The organism is Bradyrhizobium sp. 26S5 (genome assembly GCF_036923295.1).
In the GTDB taxonomy this organism is placed as follows: Bacteria; Pseudomonadota; Alphaproteobacteria; order Rhizobiales; family Xanthobacteraceae; genus Bradyrhizobium; species Bradyrhizobium septentrionale.
In genome coordinates this window covers 9423051-9439245 of sequence record NZ_CP145948.1, presented here as the reverse complement: position 1 = coordinate 9439245, position 16195 = coordinate 9423051, and the positions used below count along the sequence as shown (strand labels likewise).

14 protein-coding genes are annotated in these 16195 nt (G+C 64.4%); 12 read left to right on the top strand and 2 right to left on the bottom strand.

Annotation, left to right across the window (positions count from 1 at the left end):
* Positions 1–39: 39 nt before the first annotated feature.
* The 12 genes from V5279_RS44445 to V5279_RS44390 all read left to right on the top strand — a co-directional run bounded on the left by V5279_RS44445 (position 40) and on the right by V5279_RS44390 (position 14287).
* Positions 40–699, top strand: a complete 660-nt coding sequence (locus V5279_RS44445) for an arylesterase (protein ID WP_338701733.1) — start codon at positions 40–42, stop codon at positions 697–699.
* Positions 700–867: 168 nt separating this feature from the next.
* Positions 868–1404 (top strand): RNA 2',3'-cyclic phosphodiesterase, encoded by a 537-nt coding sequence (gene thpR / locus V5279_RS44440; protein WP_338693585.1) that lies wholly within the window; start codon positions 868–870, stop codon positions 1402–1404.
* A 154-nt stretch (positions 1405–1558) separates the two neighbouring features.
* Positions 1559–2746 carry a cell division protein ZapE gene (gene zapE / locus V5279_RS44435; RefSeq protein WP_338693582.1) on the top strand — a complete coding sequence of 396 codons (1188 nt, stop codon included), beginning with the start codon at positions 1559–1561 and terminating at the stop codon, positions 2744–2746.
* 223 nt (positions 2747–2969) lie between these two features.
* Positions 2970–3938 carry a malate dehydrogenase gene (gene mdh / locus V5279_RS44430; RefSeq protein ID WP_338693580.1) on the top strand — a complete coding sequence of 323 codons (969 nt, stop codon included), beginning with the start codon at positions 2970–2972 and terminating at the stop codon, positions 3936–3938.
* 159 nt (positions 3939–4097) lie between these two features.
* A complete protein-coding gene (sucC, locus tag V5279_RS44425) occupies positions 4098–5294 on the top strand; it encodes an ADP-forming succinate--CoA ligase subunit beta (protein WP_338693578.1) in 1197 nt (398 codons plus the stop codon).
* A gap of 2 nt (positions 5295–5296) precedes the next feature.
* On the top strand, positions 5297–5773 hold the full coding sequence (locus V5279_RS44420) for a DUF1579 family protein (RefSeq protein ID WP_338693576.1): 477 nt from the start codon (positions 5297–5299) through the stop codon (positions 5771–5773).
* A gap of 33 nt (positions 5774–5806) precedes the next feature.
* A complete protein-coding gene (sucD, locus tag V5279_RS44415; protein WP_338693574.1) occupies positions 5807–6688 on the top strand; it encodes a succinate--CoA ligase subunit alpha in 882 nt (293 codons plus the stop codon).
* Between the two features lie 259 nt (positions 6689–6947).
* A complete protein-coding gene (locus V5279_RS44410; RefSeq protein ID WP_338693572.1) occupies positions 6948–9908 on the top strand; it encodes a 2-oxoglutarate dehydrogenase E1 component in 2961 nt (986 codons plus the stop codon).
* A 151-nt stretch (positions 9909–10059) separates the two neighbouring features.
* Positions 10060–11304, top strand: coding sequence for a 2-oxoglutarate dehydrogenase complex dihydrolipoyllysine-residue succinyltransferase (gene odhB, locus V5279_RS44405; protein ID WP_338693570.1), 1245 nt, complete (start codon positions 10060–10062; stop codon positions 11302–11304).
* 71 nt (positions 11305–11375) lie between these two features.
* Complete coding sequence (locus tag V5279_RS44400; protein WP_166300606.1) at positions 11376–12125, top strand: SDR family oxidoreductase; 750 nt, start codon at positions 11376–11378, stop codon at positions 12123–12125.
* Positions 12126–12307: 182 nt separating this feature from the next.
* The gene (gene lpdA / locus V5279_RS44395) at positions 12308–13708 is read left to right on the top strand and encodes a dihydrolipoyl dehydrogenase (protein WP_166300608.1); all 1401 of its coding nucleotides are present in this window, start codon (positions 12308–12310) and stop codon (positions 13706–13708) included.
* Positions 13709–13747: 39 nt separating this feature from the next.
* Entirely contained in the window at positions 13748–14287 is a 540-nt protein-coding gene (locus V5279_RS44390; protein ID WP_166213288.1) for a hypothetical protein, read from the top strand.
* Between the two features lie 145 nt (positions 14288–14432).
* Here V5279_RS44390 and V5279_RS44385 read toward each other — a convergent pair whose 3' ends face one another.
* Both V5279_RS44385 and V5279_RS44380 read right to left on the bottom strand, forming a co-directional pair.
* The gene (locus V5279_RS44385; RefSeq protein ID WP_029081334.1) at positions 14433–15023 is read right to left on the bottom strand and encodes a DUF4337 domain-containing protein; all 591 of its coding nucleotides are present in this window, start codon (positions 15021–15023) and stop codon (positions 14433–14435) included.
* 160 nt (positions 15024–15183) lie between these two features.
* Positions 15184–16155, bottom strand: a complete 972-nt coding sequence (locus tag V5279_RS44380) for a tyrosine recombinase XerC (protein ID WP_338701731.1) — start codon at positions 16153–16155, stop codon at positions 15184–15186.
* Positions 16156–16195: the final 40 nt, after the last annotated feature.

Below are 16195 nucleotides of genomic sequence, written 5' to 3'. Positions count from 1 at the left end.
ACTTCCGCGGCTGCGGTCGAGGGCCGGTTGAGAATCTTCGTGCACATACTCGTGTTGCTTATGGGCTTGATGACGGCGGCAAACGCGCAGACGGGGGGGCCGGAGAAGGGCCCCGCGGCAGGTTCGGCAAAACCGGTCAAAATGGTGGTCCTGGGCGATTCCCTGAGCGCCGGTTACGGCCTTCCGGGCCCGGCGGCGTTCCCGGTCCGGCTGCAAAAGGCCTTGGAAGCCAAGGGGATAAAGGTCGAGATGACCAATGCCGGGGTGTCCGGCGACACCGCCTCAGGCGGCCGCGAGCGGCTCGACTGGTCGGTGCCTGACGGAACCGATGCGGTGATCGTCGAACTCGGCGCCAACGATGCGCTGCGCGGCATCGATCCCGCGGTCACGCGTGCAGCGCTCTCCGACATCATCACAAAGTTGCAGGCGCGCAAGATCGCCGTGCTCTTGTGCGGCATGCTGGCGCCGCCGAACTATGGCAGCGACTATGCAGCGAAGTTCAATGCGATCTATCCGGAGCTCTCTAAATCCCTCGGCGTGCCGCTCTATCCATTCTTCCTCGATGGGGTTGCTGCCGATGCCAAGCTCAACCAGGCCGACGGCATGCATCCAACGGCAGCGGGCGTGGACATCGTCGTGAACAACATGCTGCCCACGGTGGAGGCATTTCTCGGCGCATTATCAGGGCAACGCAGCTGAATCGCTGGCAGTGAGCCGTGGCGTGTCCGTAGGTTTACGAGCTGTTAACCGGTCATGCTTCGCAGAGTCACATATCTCGGGTACAAATAGGCATCGGTGATTCGTCACCGGGGTCTGTTACAGGGTGCGGGCTCCCAAAACTCGCGCCAAGCATCGAGGATTATTGCGATGCCGCGTCTGTTCACTGGACTGGAAATTCCGGCCGAAATCGGCCAAACCCTCTCCGGCTTGCGTGGCGGCCTTCCCGGCGCACGCTGGATTGATCCCGAAAATTATCACGTCACTCTGCGCTTCATCGGCGACATCGATGGCATGTGGGCCAACGAGATCGCAACGATGCTGTTCCGGGTGAACCGCAAGCCGTTCGAGGTCAAACTGCAAGGCCTGTCGAGCTTCGGCGGACGCAAGCCGCGCGCGGTGGTTGCCGCCGTCGAGCCGAGCCGTCCGCTGATCGAACTGCAGGCCGAGCTCGAGCGGATGATGCAGCGGATGGGGCTCGATCCCGAGGGCAGGAAATTCACGCCACATGTCACGCTCGCGCGTTTGCATGACGCGTCGAGCCAGGACGTCGCGGATTATCTGTCCGTGCGCGGCTACTTCCCGAGCCGCAGCTTCATGGCGGACCGCTTCGTGCTGTTCTCGTCGCGGGCGTCGACAGGCGGCGGCCCCTACGTGGTCGAGGATTCCTACGCGCTCTGCGCGTAAGGCATCGCAGACCGCGGCTTGAGGTGTCAGGCAGCGGCCCGTGCGGTCGGCCGTGGTATGCAAGGGCTTGCGCTTGCATACCCGTTGCCTGCATGGCCGTTGGCACAATTCCCGACTTGCATTTTTCCGCGCACTAGGGCCGTAAGGTGGGCCCATGCTGTCCACCTCGCCGAGTACCTTTCTCGAACACTACAACGCCCTGGTCGCCTCCGGCGCGATCGAGGCCGATCCTGCGCAGGCACGCGCCGCTGAAGCGTTCGGCGCGCTGGACGAGCGGCTCGCGAGCTACAAGCCGCAGCGCAAGCAGGGCCTGTTCGGACGGCTGTTCGGCGGCGACAAGGACGACAAGCCGCCGCGCGGCCTCTACGTCCATGGCGAGGTCGGCCGCGGCAAGACCATGCTGATGGATCTGTTCTTCCAGCAGAGCCCGGTCGAGCACAAGCGCCGCGCGCATTTCCACGAATTCATGGCCGAGGCACATGAGCGGATCTACGGCTATCGTCAGCAGATCGCACGCGGCGAGATCGCGGACGGCGACGTGATCGGGCTCACCGCGCAGGCGATCTTCGACGAGGCCTGGCTGCTGTGCTTCGACGAATTCCACGTCACCGATATTGCGGACGCGATGATCCTCGGGCGGCTGTTCGCAAAGCTGTTCGATCTCGGCACCGTCGTGGTCGCGACGTCGAACGTTGCGCCAGACGACCTCTACAAGGGCGGGCTCAATCGCGCGCTGTTCCTGCCGTTCATCGCGCAGATATCAGACCACATGGATGTGCTGAGGCTCGATGCGCGCACCGACTTCCGGCTCGAGAAGCTCGTCGGCGTGAAGATGTGGCTGGTGCCCGCGGATGACGCGGCTCGCGAGGCGCTCAATGCGGCGTGGCGCAAGATGACCGGCAACGCGCCGTGCAAGGCGCGCCTTATCGAGATCAAGAAGCGTCTGCTGACTGTGCCGTGCTCGTCGCACGGCGTCGCACGCTTTGCCTTCGCAGATATCTGCGAGAAGCCGCTTGCCGCGTCCGATTACCTCAGGCTCGCGCACGACTACCACACGATCCTGATCGACCACATTCCGGTGATGGACTACGCCGAGCGCAATGCCGCCAAGCGCTTCATCTCGCTGATCGACACGCTCTATGACAATGCCGTGAAGTTGATGGCCTCGGCCGAGGCCGATCCGGTGTCGCTGTACCTTGCGGAAGACGGCATCGAGGCGATGGAATTCAAGCGCACCTCCTCGCGCCTGATCGAAATGAGCTCGGAATCCTATCTGGCGCTGCCGCATGGCCGGAAGGACTCCTCCGCAAGCGGCTCGTCGACCGGCCTGGTCGAGACCTGACACTCAGCCTCGAAATTCAGCCTCGAAATTCGGTCTTGCGCGCGGTGCGGTTCGGAGCAACTTTCCGTGTCACCGGGACGGATGTTGCTGGCATGCCTGATCGAATTCCAGGCAGGGCCCGCAATCGGGCAGGCCGCGACTTGAATGGATCATTCGAAAGGGATAACCACCCTTGCAACCGACTTCCCTCCCTCCTGCACCCAGTTCAAAGGACTGATTTCCCATGGCACGCGACAAGATTGCTCTGATTGGCTCCGGACAGATCGGCGGAACGCTGGCGCACCTCGTTGGCCTCAAGGAACTCGGAGACGTCGTGCTGTTCGATATTGCCGAGGGCGTGCCGCAGGGCAAGGCGCTCGACATCGCGCAGTCGTCGCCGGTCGACGGTTTCGACTCCAATCTGGTCGGCGCCAACTCCTATGACGCGCTCGACGGCGCCAAGGTCTGCATTGTTACCGCGGGCGTGCCGCGCAAGCCGGGCATGAGCCGCGACGATCTCCTGTCGATCAACCTCAAGGTCATGGAGCAGGTCGGCGCCGGCATCAAGAAGTACGCCCCCGACGCCTTCGTCATCTGCATCACCAACCCGCTGGATGCGATGGTGTGGGCGCTGCAGAAGGCTTCGGGCCTGCCGCACAAGAAGGTGGTCGGCATGGCCGGCGTGCTCGACTCCGCGCGTTTCCGCTACTTCCTGGCCGACGAATTCAACGTCTCGGTCGAAGACGTCACCGCCTTCGTGCTCGGCGGCCACGGCGACACCATGGTGCCGCTGACCCGCTACTCGACCGTTGCCGGCATTCCGCTGCCCGACCTCGTCAAGATGGGCTGGACCTCGCAGGCGCGGATCGACGAGATCGTTGATCGCACCCGCAATGGCGGCGCCGAGATCGTCAATCTGCTCAAGACCGGCTCCGCCTTCTACGCGCCGGCGGCGTCGGCGATCCAGATGGCCGAGAGCTATCTGAAGGACAAGAAGCGCGTGCTGCCCTGCGCCGCCTATCTCAACGGCGAGTACGGCGTGAAGGACATGTATGTCGGCGTACCTACGGTGATCGGCTCCAAGGGTGTCGAGCGCATCGTCGAGATCGAGCTGGCCGGCAAGGATCGCGAAGCCTTCGACAAGTCGGTCGGCGCGGTGCAGGGCCTGGTCGATGCCTGCAAGAAGATCGCGCCCGATCTGCTCGGCAAGTAATCTGAGTTAGCAATGGCCCGATAGGCGATTTCGATTGCCTGTCGGGTGCAAGGTGATGAAATTCCGGCGAATTTTCTAGTTGCACGAGCCTTGGTATATGGTATGCCAGATTAAGGCTGACGTGAAGTTCGCCGCACGAGGGTTTGGGAGCGACGATCCATGAATATCCATGAATACCAGGCCAAGGCTCTGCTGCATGAATTCGGCGTGCCGATCTCGCGCGGCGTGCCGGTGCTGAAGGCTGACGAAGCCGACGCGGCGGCCAAGCAGCTTCCCGGCCCGATCTGGGTGGTGAAGAGCCAGATCCATGCCGGCGGCCGCGGCAAGGGCAAGTTCAAGGAAGCATCCGCGGGCGACAAGGGCGGTGTCCGGATCGCCAAATCGGTCGCCGAGGTCGACGCGTTCGCCAAGCAGATGCTCGGCGCGACGCTGGTCACGGTGCAGACCGGCCCGCACGGCAAGCAGGTCAACCGCCTCTACATCGAGGAAGGCTCCGAGATCGACAAGGAGTTCTATCTCTCGATCCTGGTCAATCGCGAGACCTCCGAAATCTCCTTCGTGGTGTCGACCGAAGGCGGCGTCAACATCGAAGAGGTCGCGCATTCGACCCCGGAAAAGATCGTCTCGTTCTCGGTCGATCCCGCCACCGGCATCATGCCGCACCACGGTCGCACCGTCGCCGATGCGCTGAAGCTGAAGGGCGATCTTGCCAAGCAGGCCGAGAAGCTGACCGGTCAGCTCTACACAGCGTTCGCCGCCAAGGACATGGCGATGCTCGAGATCAACCCGCTCGTCGTCACCAAGCAGGGCCAGCTCCGCGTGCTCGACGCCAAGGTGTCGTTCGACAGCAACGCGCTCTATCGTCACCCGGACGTGGTCGCGCTGCGCGACGAGACCGAGGAGGACGCCAAGGAAATCGAGGCGTCGAAATTCGACCTCAACTATGTCGCGCTCGACGGCACGATCGGCTGCATGGTCAACGGCGCCGGCCTCGCCATGGCGACCATGGATATCATCAAGCTCTACGGCATGGAGCCGGCGAACTTCCTCGACGTCGGCGGCGGCGCCAGCGTTGAGAAGGTCGCGGCCGCGTTCAAGATCATCACCGCCGATCCGAACGTGAAGGGCATCCTGGTCAACATCTTCGGCGGCATCATGAAGTGCGACGTGATCGCCGAGGGCGTGGTCGCCGCGGTGAAGCAGGTCGGCCTCAAGGTGCCGTTGGTGGTGCGCCTCGAAGGCACCAATGTCGAGCAGGGCAAGAAGATCATCCGCGAGAGCGGCCTCAACGTCCTGCCCGCCGACAATCTCGATGACGCTGCACAGAAAATCGTGAAAGCCGTCAAGGGAGGCTAACGATGGCCGGTCATCTCGACGCTCCGACACCGCTTGATGAACACCGCAAGCTCGCGGTTTTCGCGGGCGAGTGGAATGGCGAAGAGATGGTCTATCCGTCGCGCTGGACCGCGGGCGGTCCGGCGAGCTCGCATGTCGTCGCGCGCATCGCGCTCAACGGTTTCTACCTGATCCAGGACAGCGTGCAGACCCGCGACGGCAAGGAGAGCTTCGCCACCCACGGCGTCTTCACCTACGACCGCGACGATCGGGCCTACAAATTGTTCTGGCACGATTCGCTCGGCTACTACCCGCCGTCGCCGGCGTCCGGCGGCTGGGCGGGCAAGTCGTTGATCCTGGTGCGTGGTTCGTTGCGCGGCAACGCCCGTCATGTCTACGAGGTCGTCGACGACAACACCTACAACATGAAAATCCAATTCTCGCCTGACGCGGAAGGGTGGGCCGACGTGCTCACCGGCGTCTACCGGCGTGTTCACTGAAACCCTTCACCGCTCGTCTCGCGAAAGCATCCCATGTCCATTCTGATCGACAAGAACACCAAGGTCATCTGCCAGGGCTTCACCGGCAAGAACGGTACATTCCATTCGGAAGCGGCGATCGCTTACGGCACCAAGATGGTCGGCGGCGTGGCGCCGGGCAAAGGCGGCTCGACCCATCTCAGCCTGCCGGTGTTCGACACCGTCGCGGAAGCGCGCGCGAAGACCGGTGCCGATGCCAGCGTGGTCTATGTGCCGCCGCCGGGCGCGGCGGATGCGATCTGCGAGGCGATCGATGCGGAGATCCCGCTGATCGTCTGCATCACCGAGGGCATTCCGGTGCTCGACATGGTGCGTGTCAAGCGCTCGCTGTCGGGCTCCAAGTCGCGGCTGATCGGGCCGAACTGCCCGGGCGTGATGACCGCCGGCGAATGCAAGATCGGCATCATGCCGGCCAATATCTTCAAGCCCGGCTCCGTCGGCATTGTCTCCCGCTCCGGCACCCTGACCTATGAGGCGGTGTTCCAGACCACCCAGGAGGGCCTCGGCCAGACCACTGCGGTCGGCATCGGCGGCGATCCGGTCAAGGGCACCGAGTTCATCGATGTGCTGGAGATGTTCCTGGCCGACGAGAAGACCAAGTCGATTGTCATGATCGGCGAGATCGGCGGCTCCGCCGAGGAAGACGCCGCCCAGTTCCTCAAGGACGAGGCCAAGCGCGGCCGCAAGAAGCCGATGGTTGGCTTCATCGCTGGTGTCACGGCACCTCCCGGCCGCCGCATGGGCCATGCCGGTGCGATCATCTCAGGCGGCAAGGGCGACGCCGGCTCCAAGACCGCGGCGATGGAAGCGGCCGGCATCAGGGTGTCGCCGTCGCCGGCGCGGCTCGGGCACACGCTCGCAGAGATGCTGAAGTAACCGCCTTCCGGCGAGGTTCCCTTCGGGTTATGGCGCGGTTTCCGGCGGGTTCCCTTCCGGGAACCGCGCTTTTTTGCGCGTCTTACCGCCGATTGGGCGGATCAATAAAATATGAAAATATATTCATTTCTTGGTTCTTTTAGGCAGGAATATCTGTCTTAGATAGGGTAAAGGGTAACGACCCAGCCGGCGCTCTTCTCAGACCGGCACTTGCGCCGTCTTCCACGCGCGAACCGAAAAAAATCACCAGGACTGCCCCATGTCTCGCCAAGACGCGAACGCCGCTTTTGCTCTCTCATCCTTCCTGCAGGGTACCAACGCCGCCTACATCGACGACCTCTACGCCCGCTACGAGCAGGACCCGTCGTCGGTCGACGCCGAATGGCAGGATTTCTTCAAGAGCCTGAAGGACGCCCCGACCGACGTCCAGAAGAACGCCGAGGGCGCCTCGTGGGGCCGCGACAACTGGCCGGTGACGCCGCGCGATGAGCTGACCTCGGCGCTCGACGGCAACTGGGCCCAGGTCGAGAAGGCGGTCGGCACCAAGCTCGCCGCCAAGGCGCAGGCCAAGGGCGCCGCGCTCTCCGACACCGACGTGAATCAGGCCACCCGCGATTCGGTTCGCGCCCTGATGCTGATCCGCGCCTACCGCATGCGCGGCCATTTCCACGCCAAGCTCGACCCGCTGGGCATCGAAGCGCCGCGCGACCGCGAGGAACTCGACCCGCGCTCCTACGGCTTCACCGAGGCGGACTTCGATCGCAAGATCTTCCTCGACCACGTGCTCGGCCTCGAATACGGCACGCTGCGCGAGATCGTGCAGATCTGCGAGCGCACCTATTGCCAGACGCTCGGCGTCGAGTTCATGCACATTTCCAACGCCGCGCAGAAGGCGTGGATCCAGGAGCGCATCGAGGGACCGGACAAGGAGATCAGCTTCACGCCGGAGGGACGCCGGGCGATTCTCAACAAGTTGATCGAGGCGGATGGCTTCGAGAAATTCTGCGACACCAAGTTCACCGGCACCAAGCGTTTTGGTCTCGACGGCGGCGAATCGCTGATCCCGGCGCTTGAGCAGATCATCAAGCGCGGCGGCAATCTCGGCGTGAAGGAGATCGTGGTCGGCATGCCGCATCGCGGCCGTCTCAACGTGCTGACCCAGGTGATGGGCAAATCGCACCGCGCGCTGTTCCATGAATTCAAGGGCGGTTCGGCCAACCCGGACTCGGTCGAAGGCTCCGGCGACGTCAAGTATCACCTTGGCGCCTCCTCGGACCGCGAGTTCGACGGCAACAACATCCATCTGTCGCTGACCGCCAATCCGTCGCATCTCGAGATCGTCGATCCCGTCGTGATGGGCAAGGTGCGCGCCAAGCAGGATCAGCACGGCGATCCGCCCGACATGCGCATCTCGGTGCTGCCGCTCCTGATGCACGGCGACGCGGCGTTCGCGGGCCAGGGCGTGGTGGCGGAATGCTTCAGCCTGTCCGACCTGAAGGGCTACCGCACCGGCGGCTCGCTGCACTTCATCGTCAACAATCAGATCGGCTTCACCACCTATCCGCGCTACTCGCGTTCGTCGCCCTATCCGTCCGACGTGGCGAAGATGATCGACGCGCCGATCTTCCACGTGAATGGCGACGATCCGGAGGCCGTGGTGTTCGCGGCCAAGGTCGCGATCGAGTTCCGGCAGAAATTCCACAAGCCGGTCGTGATCGACATGTTCTGCTACCGTCGCCACGGCCACAACGAGGGCGACGAGCCGGCGTTCACCCAGCCGGTGATGTACAAGCGGATCGCCTCGCATCCGTCGACGCTGGAGATCTACGCCAAGCGGCTGGTCGCCGACGGCGTGCTGACCGAGGGCGAGGTCGAGAAGGCCAAGGCCGACTGGCGCGCACGGCTCGACGCCGAGCTCGAAGCCGGTGCCGGCTACAAGCCGAACAAGGCCGACTGGCTCGACGGCAAATGGGCCGGGTTCAAGTCGGCCGATCAGGAAGAAGACGCGCGCCGTGGCGTCACCGGGGTCGATGTCGCCGTGCTCAAGGACATCGGCCGCAAGATCACCAAGGTGCCGGACGGCTTCCGCGCCCACCGCACCATCCAGCGCTTCCTCGACAATCGCGCCAAGGCGATCGACACCGGCGTCGGCATCGACTGGGCGACCGGCGAGGCGCTGGCGTTCTGCACATTGCTGCAGGAAGGCCATCATGTGCGCCTGTCCGGCCAGGATTCCGAACGCGGCACCTTCTCGCAGCGCCATTCGGTCCTGATCGACCAGGAGGACGAGAGCCGCTACACGCCGTTCAACCATCTCGGCGGCGAGGATACCGGCCACTACGAGGTCATCAACTCGCTGCTGTCGGAAGAGGCGGTGCTCGGCTTCGAGTACGGCTACTCGCTCGCCGAGCCGAATGCACTGACGCTCTGGGAAGCGCAGTTCGGCGATTTCGCCAATGGTGCGCAGGTGGTGTTTGACCAGTTCATCTCCTCGGGCGAACGCAAATGGCTGCGCATGTCAGGCCTCGTCTGCCTGCTGCCGCACGGCTACGAAGGGCAGGGACCGGAGCACTCCTCCGCGCGCCTCGAGCGTTACCTGCAGATGTGCGCCGAGGACAACATGCAGGTGGTCTATCCGACCACGCCGGCGAACTACTTCCACGCGCTGCGGCGCCAGCTGCATCGCGAAATCCGCAAGCCGCTGATCCTGATGACGCCGAAATCGCTGCTGCGTCACAAGCGCGCCGTGTCGCGGCTCGACGAACTCGGCGAGAACGCCACGTTCCACCGCATCCTGTACGATGACGCGCAGATGCTGCCGGACGAGAAGATCAAGCTGGTGCCCGACGACAAGATCCGTCGCGTCGTGCTGTGCTCCGGCAAGGTCTATTACGATCTGTACGAGGAGCGCGAGAAGCGCGGCATCGACGACATCTACCTGATGCGTATCGAGCAGCTGTATCCGGTGCCGCTGAAGGCGCTGGTGCAGGAGCTCGGCCGCTTCAAGAATGCCGAGGTGGTCTGGTGCCAGGAAGAGCCGCGCAACATGGGCTCCTGGCACTTCATCGAGCCTTACCTGGAATGGGTACTGAACCAGATCCACGCAGCCAACAAGCGGCCGCGCTATGCCGGCCGTCCGGCGTCGGCGGCGACCGCCACCGGCCTGATGTCGAAACATCTGGCGCAGCTCAAGGCGCTGCTCGACGACGCACTGAACTAACGATCTTCACGAACACCATGCCCCGCGAAAGCGGGGCATCCGGTATCCCGTCATCCAGCACAAGCGCTGTCGTCACGGAGTGCCGGATCGTTCGCTTTGGCGGCGGTGGCGAGACAAGTTTTACGACCGCAAGGTTATCGGGGAAAAGACCATGACTGAAATTCGCGTTCCAACGCTCGGGGAATCCGTGACCGAGGCCACGATCGGCCGCTGGTTCAAGAAGGCCGGTGAGGCCGTCGCGGTGGACGAACCGTTGGTGGAGCTGGAAACCGACAAGGTCACCATCGAGGTGCCCGCGCCGGTCGCCGGCACGCTCGGCGAGATCATCGCCAAGGATGGCGAGACCGTCGCCGTCGGTGCGCTGCTCGGCCAGATCAATGACGGCGCTGTTGCGGCCAAGCCTGCTGCCGCTGCGCCCGCCAAGGCCGCCGCACCGGCTGCGGCGGCCGCTGCCGCCGCTCCCGCACCGGCTGCGCCCAAGGTGCCGCCGTCGGATGCGCCGCTCGCGCCTTCGGTGCGTAAGCTGTCCGCCGAGAGCGGCGTCGATGCCTCCACGGTCCCCGGTTCGGGCAAGGACGGCCGCGTCACCAAGGGCGACATGCTGGCCGCGATCGAGAAGGCCGCCTCGGCGCCGACCCCGGTCAATCAGCCGGCTGCCGCGGTGCAGGTCCGTGCGCCCTCGCCGGCCGACGACGCCGCGCGCGAGGAACGGGTGAAGATGACCCGGCTGCGCCAGACTATCGCGCGCCGCCTGAAGGACGTGCAGAACACCGCCGCGATGCTGACGACCTTCAACGAGGTCGACATGACCGAGGTGATGAAGCTGCGCGCCCTCTACAAGGACACGTTCGAGAAGAAGCACGGCTCGAAGCTCGGCTTCATGGGCTTCTTCACCAAGGCGGTCGTGCAGGGCTTGAAGGACATTCCCGCCGTCAACGCCGAGATCGACGGCTCCGACCTGATCTACAAGAACTACTATCACATCGGCGTTGCGGTCGGCACCGACCGCGGCCTGGTGGTGCCGGTGGTGCGCGACTGCGACCACAAGTCGATCGCCGAGATCGAGAAGGGAATCGCCGATTTCGGCCGCCGCGCCCGCGACGGTCAGCTCAAGATCGACGAGATGCAGGGCGGCACCTTCACCATCACCAATGGCGGCATCTACGGCTCGCTGATGTCGACGCCGATCCTCAACGCGCCGCAGTCCGGCATCCTCGGCATGCACAAGATTCAGGAGCGGCCGATGGTGGTCGGCGGCAAGATCGAGGTGCGGCCGATGATGTATCTGGCGCTGTCCTACGATCACCGCGTGATCGACGGCAAGGAAGCGGTCACCTTCCTGGTGCGCGTCAAGGAGAGCCTGGAGGATCCGGCCCGCCTGGTGCTGGACCTGTAAGGTCATTCGCGCGCGACACCCGATTACCTCGGGCGTCGCGTTCTGTTGGGTGCTTACATTTGGGGATCAATGTGACGGATAAGGTCGTTGTCATCACCGGCGGTAGCCGCGGCATCGGCCGCGCCACCGCGCTCGCTGCTGCCGCGCGCGGCTATCGCATCGTGGTCGGCTATGCGTCCAATCAGGCGGCGGCCAATGAGGTCGTCGCGGCGATCGAGGCCAAGAACGGCAAGGCGATCGCAGTGAAATGCGACGTCGGCAGCGAGCAGGACATCCTGGCGCTGTTCAAGGCCGCAGACAGCTTCGGAACGCTCGGCGCGCTCGTCAACAATGCCGGCATCGTCGGCAAGAGCGGTGTGCGTGTCGACGAGATGTCGGCCGAGCGCATCCAGCAGATGATGGCGGTCAACGTCACCGGCAGCATTCTGTGCGCGCGCGAGGCGGTGAAGCGGATGTCGACCAAGCACGGCGGCGAGGGCGGCGTCATCGTCAACCTCTCCTCGGTCGCGGCGCGGCTCGGCGCGCCCAACACCTATGTCGACTATGCCGCCTCCAAGGGGGCGATCGATTCCTTCACGGTCGGCCTCGGCTACGAGGTCGCGGGTGAAGGCATCCGCGTCGCCGGAATCCGGCCCGGGCTGATCGATACCGACATCCACGCCGCGGGCGGCGAGCCCGATCGCGCCCATCGGCTTGCCCATATGGTGCCGATGAAGCGCGTCGGCACCGCCGACGAGATCGCCAACGCCATCGTCTGGCTGATCTCGGACGAGGCCTCCTACGTCACCAGCGCGATCCTCGACGTGTCGGGCGGTCGCTAGAGCGTTTTCGCGCGAAGTGGCTACCGGTTCGCGTGAAGAAAACGCGTCAAGACAAGCGCCTGGAGCCCCGTTCCGATTCAATCGGAACGGGGCTCTAGAACACGATCAAGAAGCGGGAAGCGGTCTTCCGATCGAATCGCGCCCGCCCAACTGTCACAGAGTTTAGCTACAGGACCTCAATCATGGCTTCTTACGATCTCGTCGTCATCGGCACTGGCCCCGGCGGTTACGTCTGCGCGATCCGCGCGGCGCAGCTCGGCATGAAGGTTGCCGTCGTCGAGAAGAATGCGACGCTGGGCGGCACCTGCCTCAATGTCGGCTGCATGCCGTCGAAGGCGCTGCTGCACGCCTCCGAGATGTTCGAGGAGGCCGCGCACTCCTTCGCCAAGATGGGCGTCAGCGTTCCGGCGCCGAAGCTCGATCTGCCGGCGATGATGAATTTCAAGCAGCAGGGCATCGACGGCAACGTCAAGGGCGTCGAGTTCTTGATGAAGAAGAACAAGATCGACGTGCTCAAGGGCACCGGCAAGATCCTCGGCGCCGGCAAGGTCGAGGTCTCCGGCGACGGCAAGTCCGAGACCGTCGAGACCAAGAACATCGTGATCGCCACCGGCTCCGATATTGCGCGGCTGAAGGGCATCGAGATCGACGAGAAGCGCGTCGTGTCCTCGACCGGCGCGCTGTCGCTGGAGAAGGTGCCGTCAAGTCTCCTGATCGTCGGCGCCGGCGTGATCGGGCTCGAACTCGGCTCGGTCTGGCATCGCCTCGGTGCCAAGGTCACCGTCGTGGAATTCCTCGACCGCATCCTGCCCGGCATGGACGGCGAAGTGGCCAAGCAATTCCAGCGCATGCTGGAAAAGCAGGGTTTTGTCTTCAAGCTCGGTGCCAAGGTCACCTCGGTCGACACCTCGGGCAAGACGCTGCAGGCCAAGATTGAGCCGGCCGCGGGCGGTGCCGCCGAAACCATCGAGGCCGACGTCGTGCTCGTCTGTATCGGCCGCGTGCCCTACACCGAGGGCCTCGGGCTGAAGGAAGCCGGCGTTGCGCTCGACAATCGCGGCCGGGTCGAGATCGACGCGCACTTCTCGACCAATGTGAAGGGCATCTACGCCATCGGCGACGTCGTGGCCGGGCCGATGCTTGCGCACAAGGCGGAAGACGAAGGCGTAGCCTGTGCCGAGATCATCGCGGGCCAGGCCGGCCACGTGAACTACGACGTCATCCCAGGTGTTGTGTATACCACGCCGGAAGTGTCGTCGGTCGGCAAGACCGAGGAAGACCTCAAGCAGGCCGGCGTCGCGTATACCGTCGGCAAATTCCCGTTCACCGCAAACGGCCGCTCCAAGGTCAACCAGACCACCGACGGCTTCGTGAAGGTTCTCGCAGATGCGAAGACGGATCGGGTGCTCGGCGTGCACATCGTCGGCCGGGAAGCCGGCGAAATGATCCATGAAGCCTGCGTTCTGATGGAATTCGGCGGATCGGCGGAAGATCTGGCCCGCACCTGCCACGCGCATCCGACCCGCTCCGAGGCGATCAAGGAAGCCGCGCTTGCGGTCGGCAAGCGCGCCATCCATATGTGATCGAACATCCGGCATGCGAGCCGGGTAGAGATCATAGCGATGCTGCGCCGCCTGCTTCAGCCGTTCTGGGTCCTGCTTGCGATCATCTTCCTGATCGAGGCCTGGCTATGGGACCACGTCGAACCGATCGTGGCGCGGGTGGTCGCGTGGATTCCGCTGCGCGCGCTCAAGCAATGGCTTGCCGACCGGGTCGATTCGCTGTCGCCGGCGATGACGCTGATCGTCTTCGTCGTGCCGGTCATCCCGCTGTTTCCGCTGAAGCTGGTCGGGCTCTGGCTGTTGGCGAACCAATACTGGCTCAGCGCAGTCTCGCTGATCCTGTTCGCCAAGATCGTCGGCGTTGGCGTGACGGCGTTCCTGTTCGACGTGACGCGGCCGAAGCTGCTGGAGATGCCCTGGTTCGAGGCACTCTATAATTTCGTCATGGGGCTGCGGGCCAAGGCCACCGCGCTGGTCGAACCGATCAAGCGGCGCATCCTCGAGATGATCCGCGGCGACGGCGACGGCTGGTCGGCGCGCACGCTACGCCTGATCGCGCGCTTCCGCAAAAGCGTGCACGAGACCAGCAAGGTTCTCTAAGCAACGCTTTTACCCCGTCATCCTGAGGAGGCCGCAGCGCGGCCGTCTCGAAGGATGCACGGCCCGGCCGGCGGCCGTCGATCCTTCGAGACGCGCGCAAGGGCGCGCTCCTCAGGATGACGGTCACAGAGCGTAGCCCAGCCCTTCAATGCAGATGCAGCAAATGCGGTTGGAACAGGCCGAGCAGCGTCATCACGATGCCGGCCAGCGTCACCAGACCCGACACCCAGGCCAGCGCGATGATGCCCGTGATGATCGTCGCTGACGCCAGCACGATAGCGATCTGGAAGGCGGCGGAGGCCAGCTCGAAGTGATGATACTTCGCGGTGGCCTCGTCGCGCTCATGCTCGGCGTGCTTGGCGCGTTCGGCGAGTTGCTCTGAACCCTCGCCGGTCTCCGGCTCCGAACGATAGCGCGCCGCGGTCTTCTGCCAGTCGTCGATCTGCTTCTGCAACGCAGCCTTCGTCGCCTCGTCGGTGGTGGTCGCGAGGTTCAGCTTGCCCTGTTCGGCCGCGATCTGCACGGTGGTGCGACGGATGCTCTTGGCCTGGAAGAAGGCCCAGAGGTTGGACGCCTCGACGTTCTTGCTGATAGATTCGGTCTGGGCGCCCTTGCCGAGCGTCTCCGACAGCGCCAGGCAGAGCGCGATCACGGCGATCAGGAGTGCGATCTTCTTGTTCTCACCCGACGCATGCTCGGCATGCTCCGCGTGCTCCATACTTTCATGTGCGCTCATGATTCCCCTCCGGATGAGACCGCGCCACGATTGCCGAATGCGGCGCACAAGGCAAGGGGCGGGCGGTTTGTAGCAGTCCTAAGAATATGAACGGCGCATGATGAACGGCGCATTGATGGGAGCGAAGCCCGCGCCGTGTTCTGAACTCAGATCCGGGCGTTCAGCCGCGCGGGTGCGCGGAGCGATAGACTTCGAGCAGGCGCTCGCTGTCGATGCCGGTGTAGATCTGCGTGGTCGACAGCGATGCGTGGCCGAGCAATTCCTGGATCGCACGCAAATCGCCGCCGCGGCTGAGCAGATGGGTGGCAAAGGAGTGCCGCAACCCATGCGGCGTCGCGCTGTCGGGCAGGCCGAGCGCGCCGCGCAGCCGCTCCATGGTGAGCTGGATGATGCGCGGGCTGAGGGGGCCGCCGCGGGCGCCTACGAACATCGGCCCGGTCGGGCTGAGCTGGTGCGGGCAGATCGCCGCATAGTCCGCGATCAATTGCAGCACGTTCTGCAGCACCGGCACCATGCGGGTCTTGTTGCCCTTGCCGGTTACGACAAGCACGTCGCCTTCGCCCGGCTTCGGCACGTCGCGGCGCTTCAGGCCGAGCGCCTCGGAGATGCGCAGGCCCGAACCGTAGAGCAGCGCCATCACAGCGGCGTCACGCACCAGAATCCAGGTCTCGCGGGTTTCATCAGCGCGCTCGTCGGCGTCGGCAAGGCGCTTCGCCGCCTCGATATGGATCGGCTTCGGCAGGCTCTTCGCCACCTTGGGCGCGCGAATCGCCGAGAGCGCGCCGACCTTGCCCTTGCCTTCGCGTTCCAGGAAACGTCCGAACGAGCGCAGGCCCGCCAGCGCCCGCATCAGCGATCGCCCCCCGATCTCGTCTGCGCGGCGCATCGCCATGAAGGCGCGGACATCGCTCGCCTCGAGCGCGGAAAATGCCTTGAGCGTCACGCGCGCGCCCCAGTGCCCGGCCAGGAAGGTCAGGCATTGGCGCACATCGCGGGCGTAGGCCTCGAGCGTCTTCGGCGATAGCCGCCGCTCCGCGCGCAGATGCGACAGCCAGCGCGTCATCTCCTGCGTGACTGATGCGTCGGCGCAGTCGAGCTCGAGCGGCTGGATGGGCTGGTCGGTTCGGGCCATGTCTTGAGCGGCCATGTCTTGAACGGCCATGTCCTGAGGG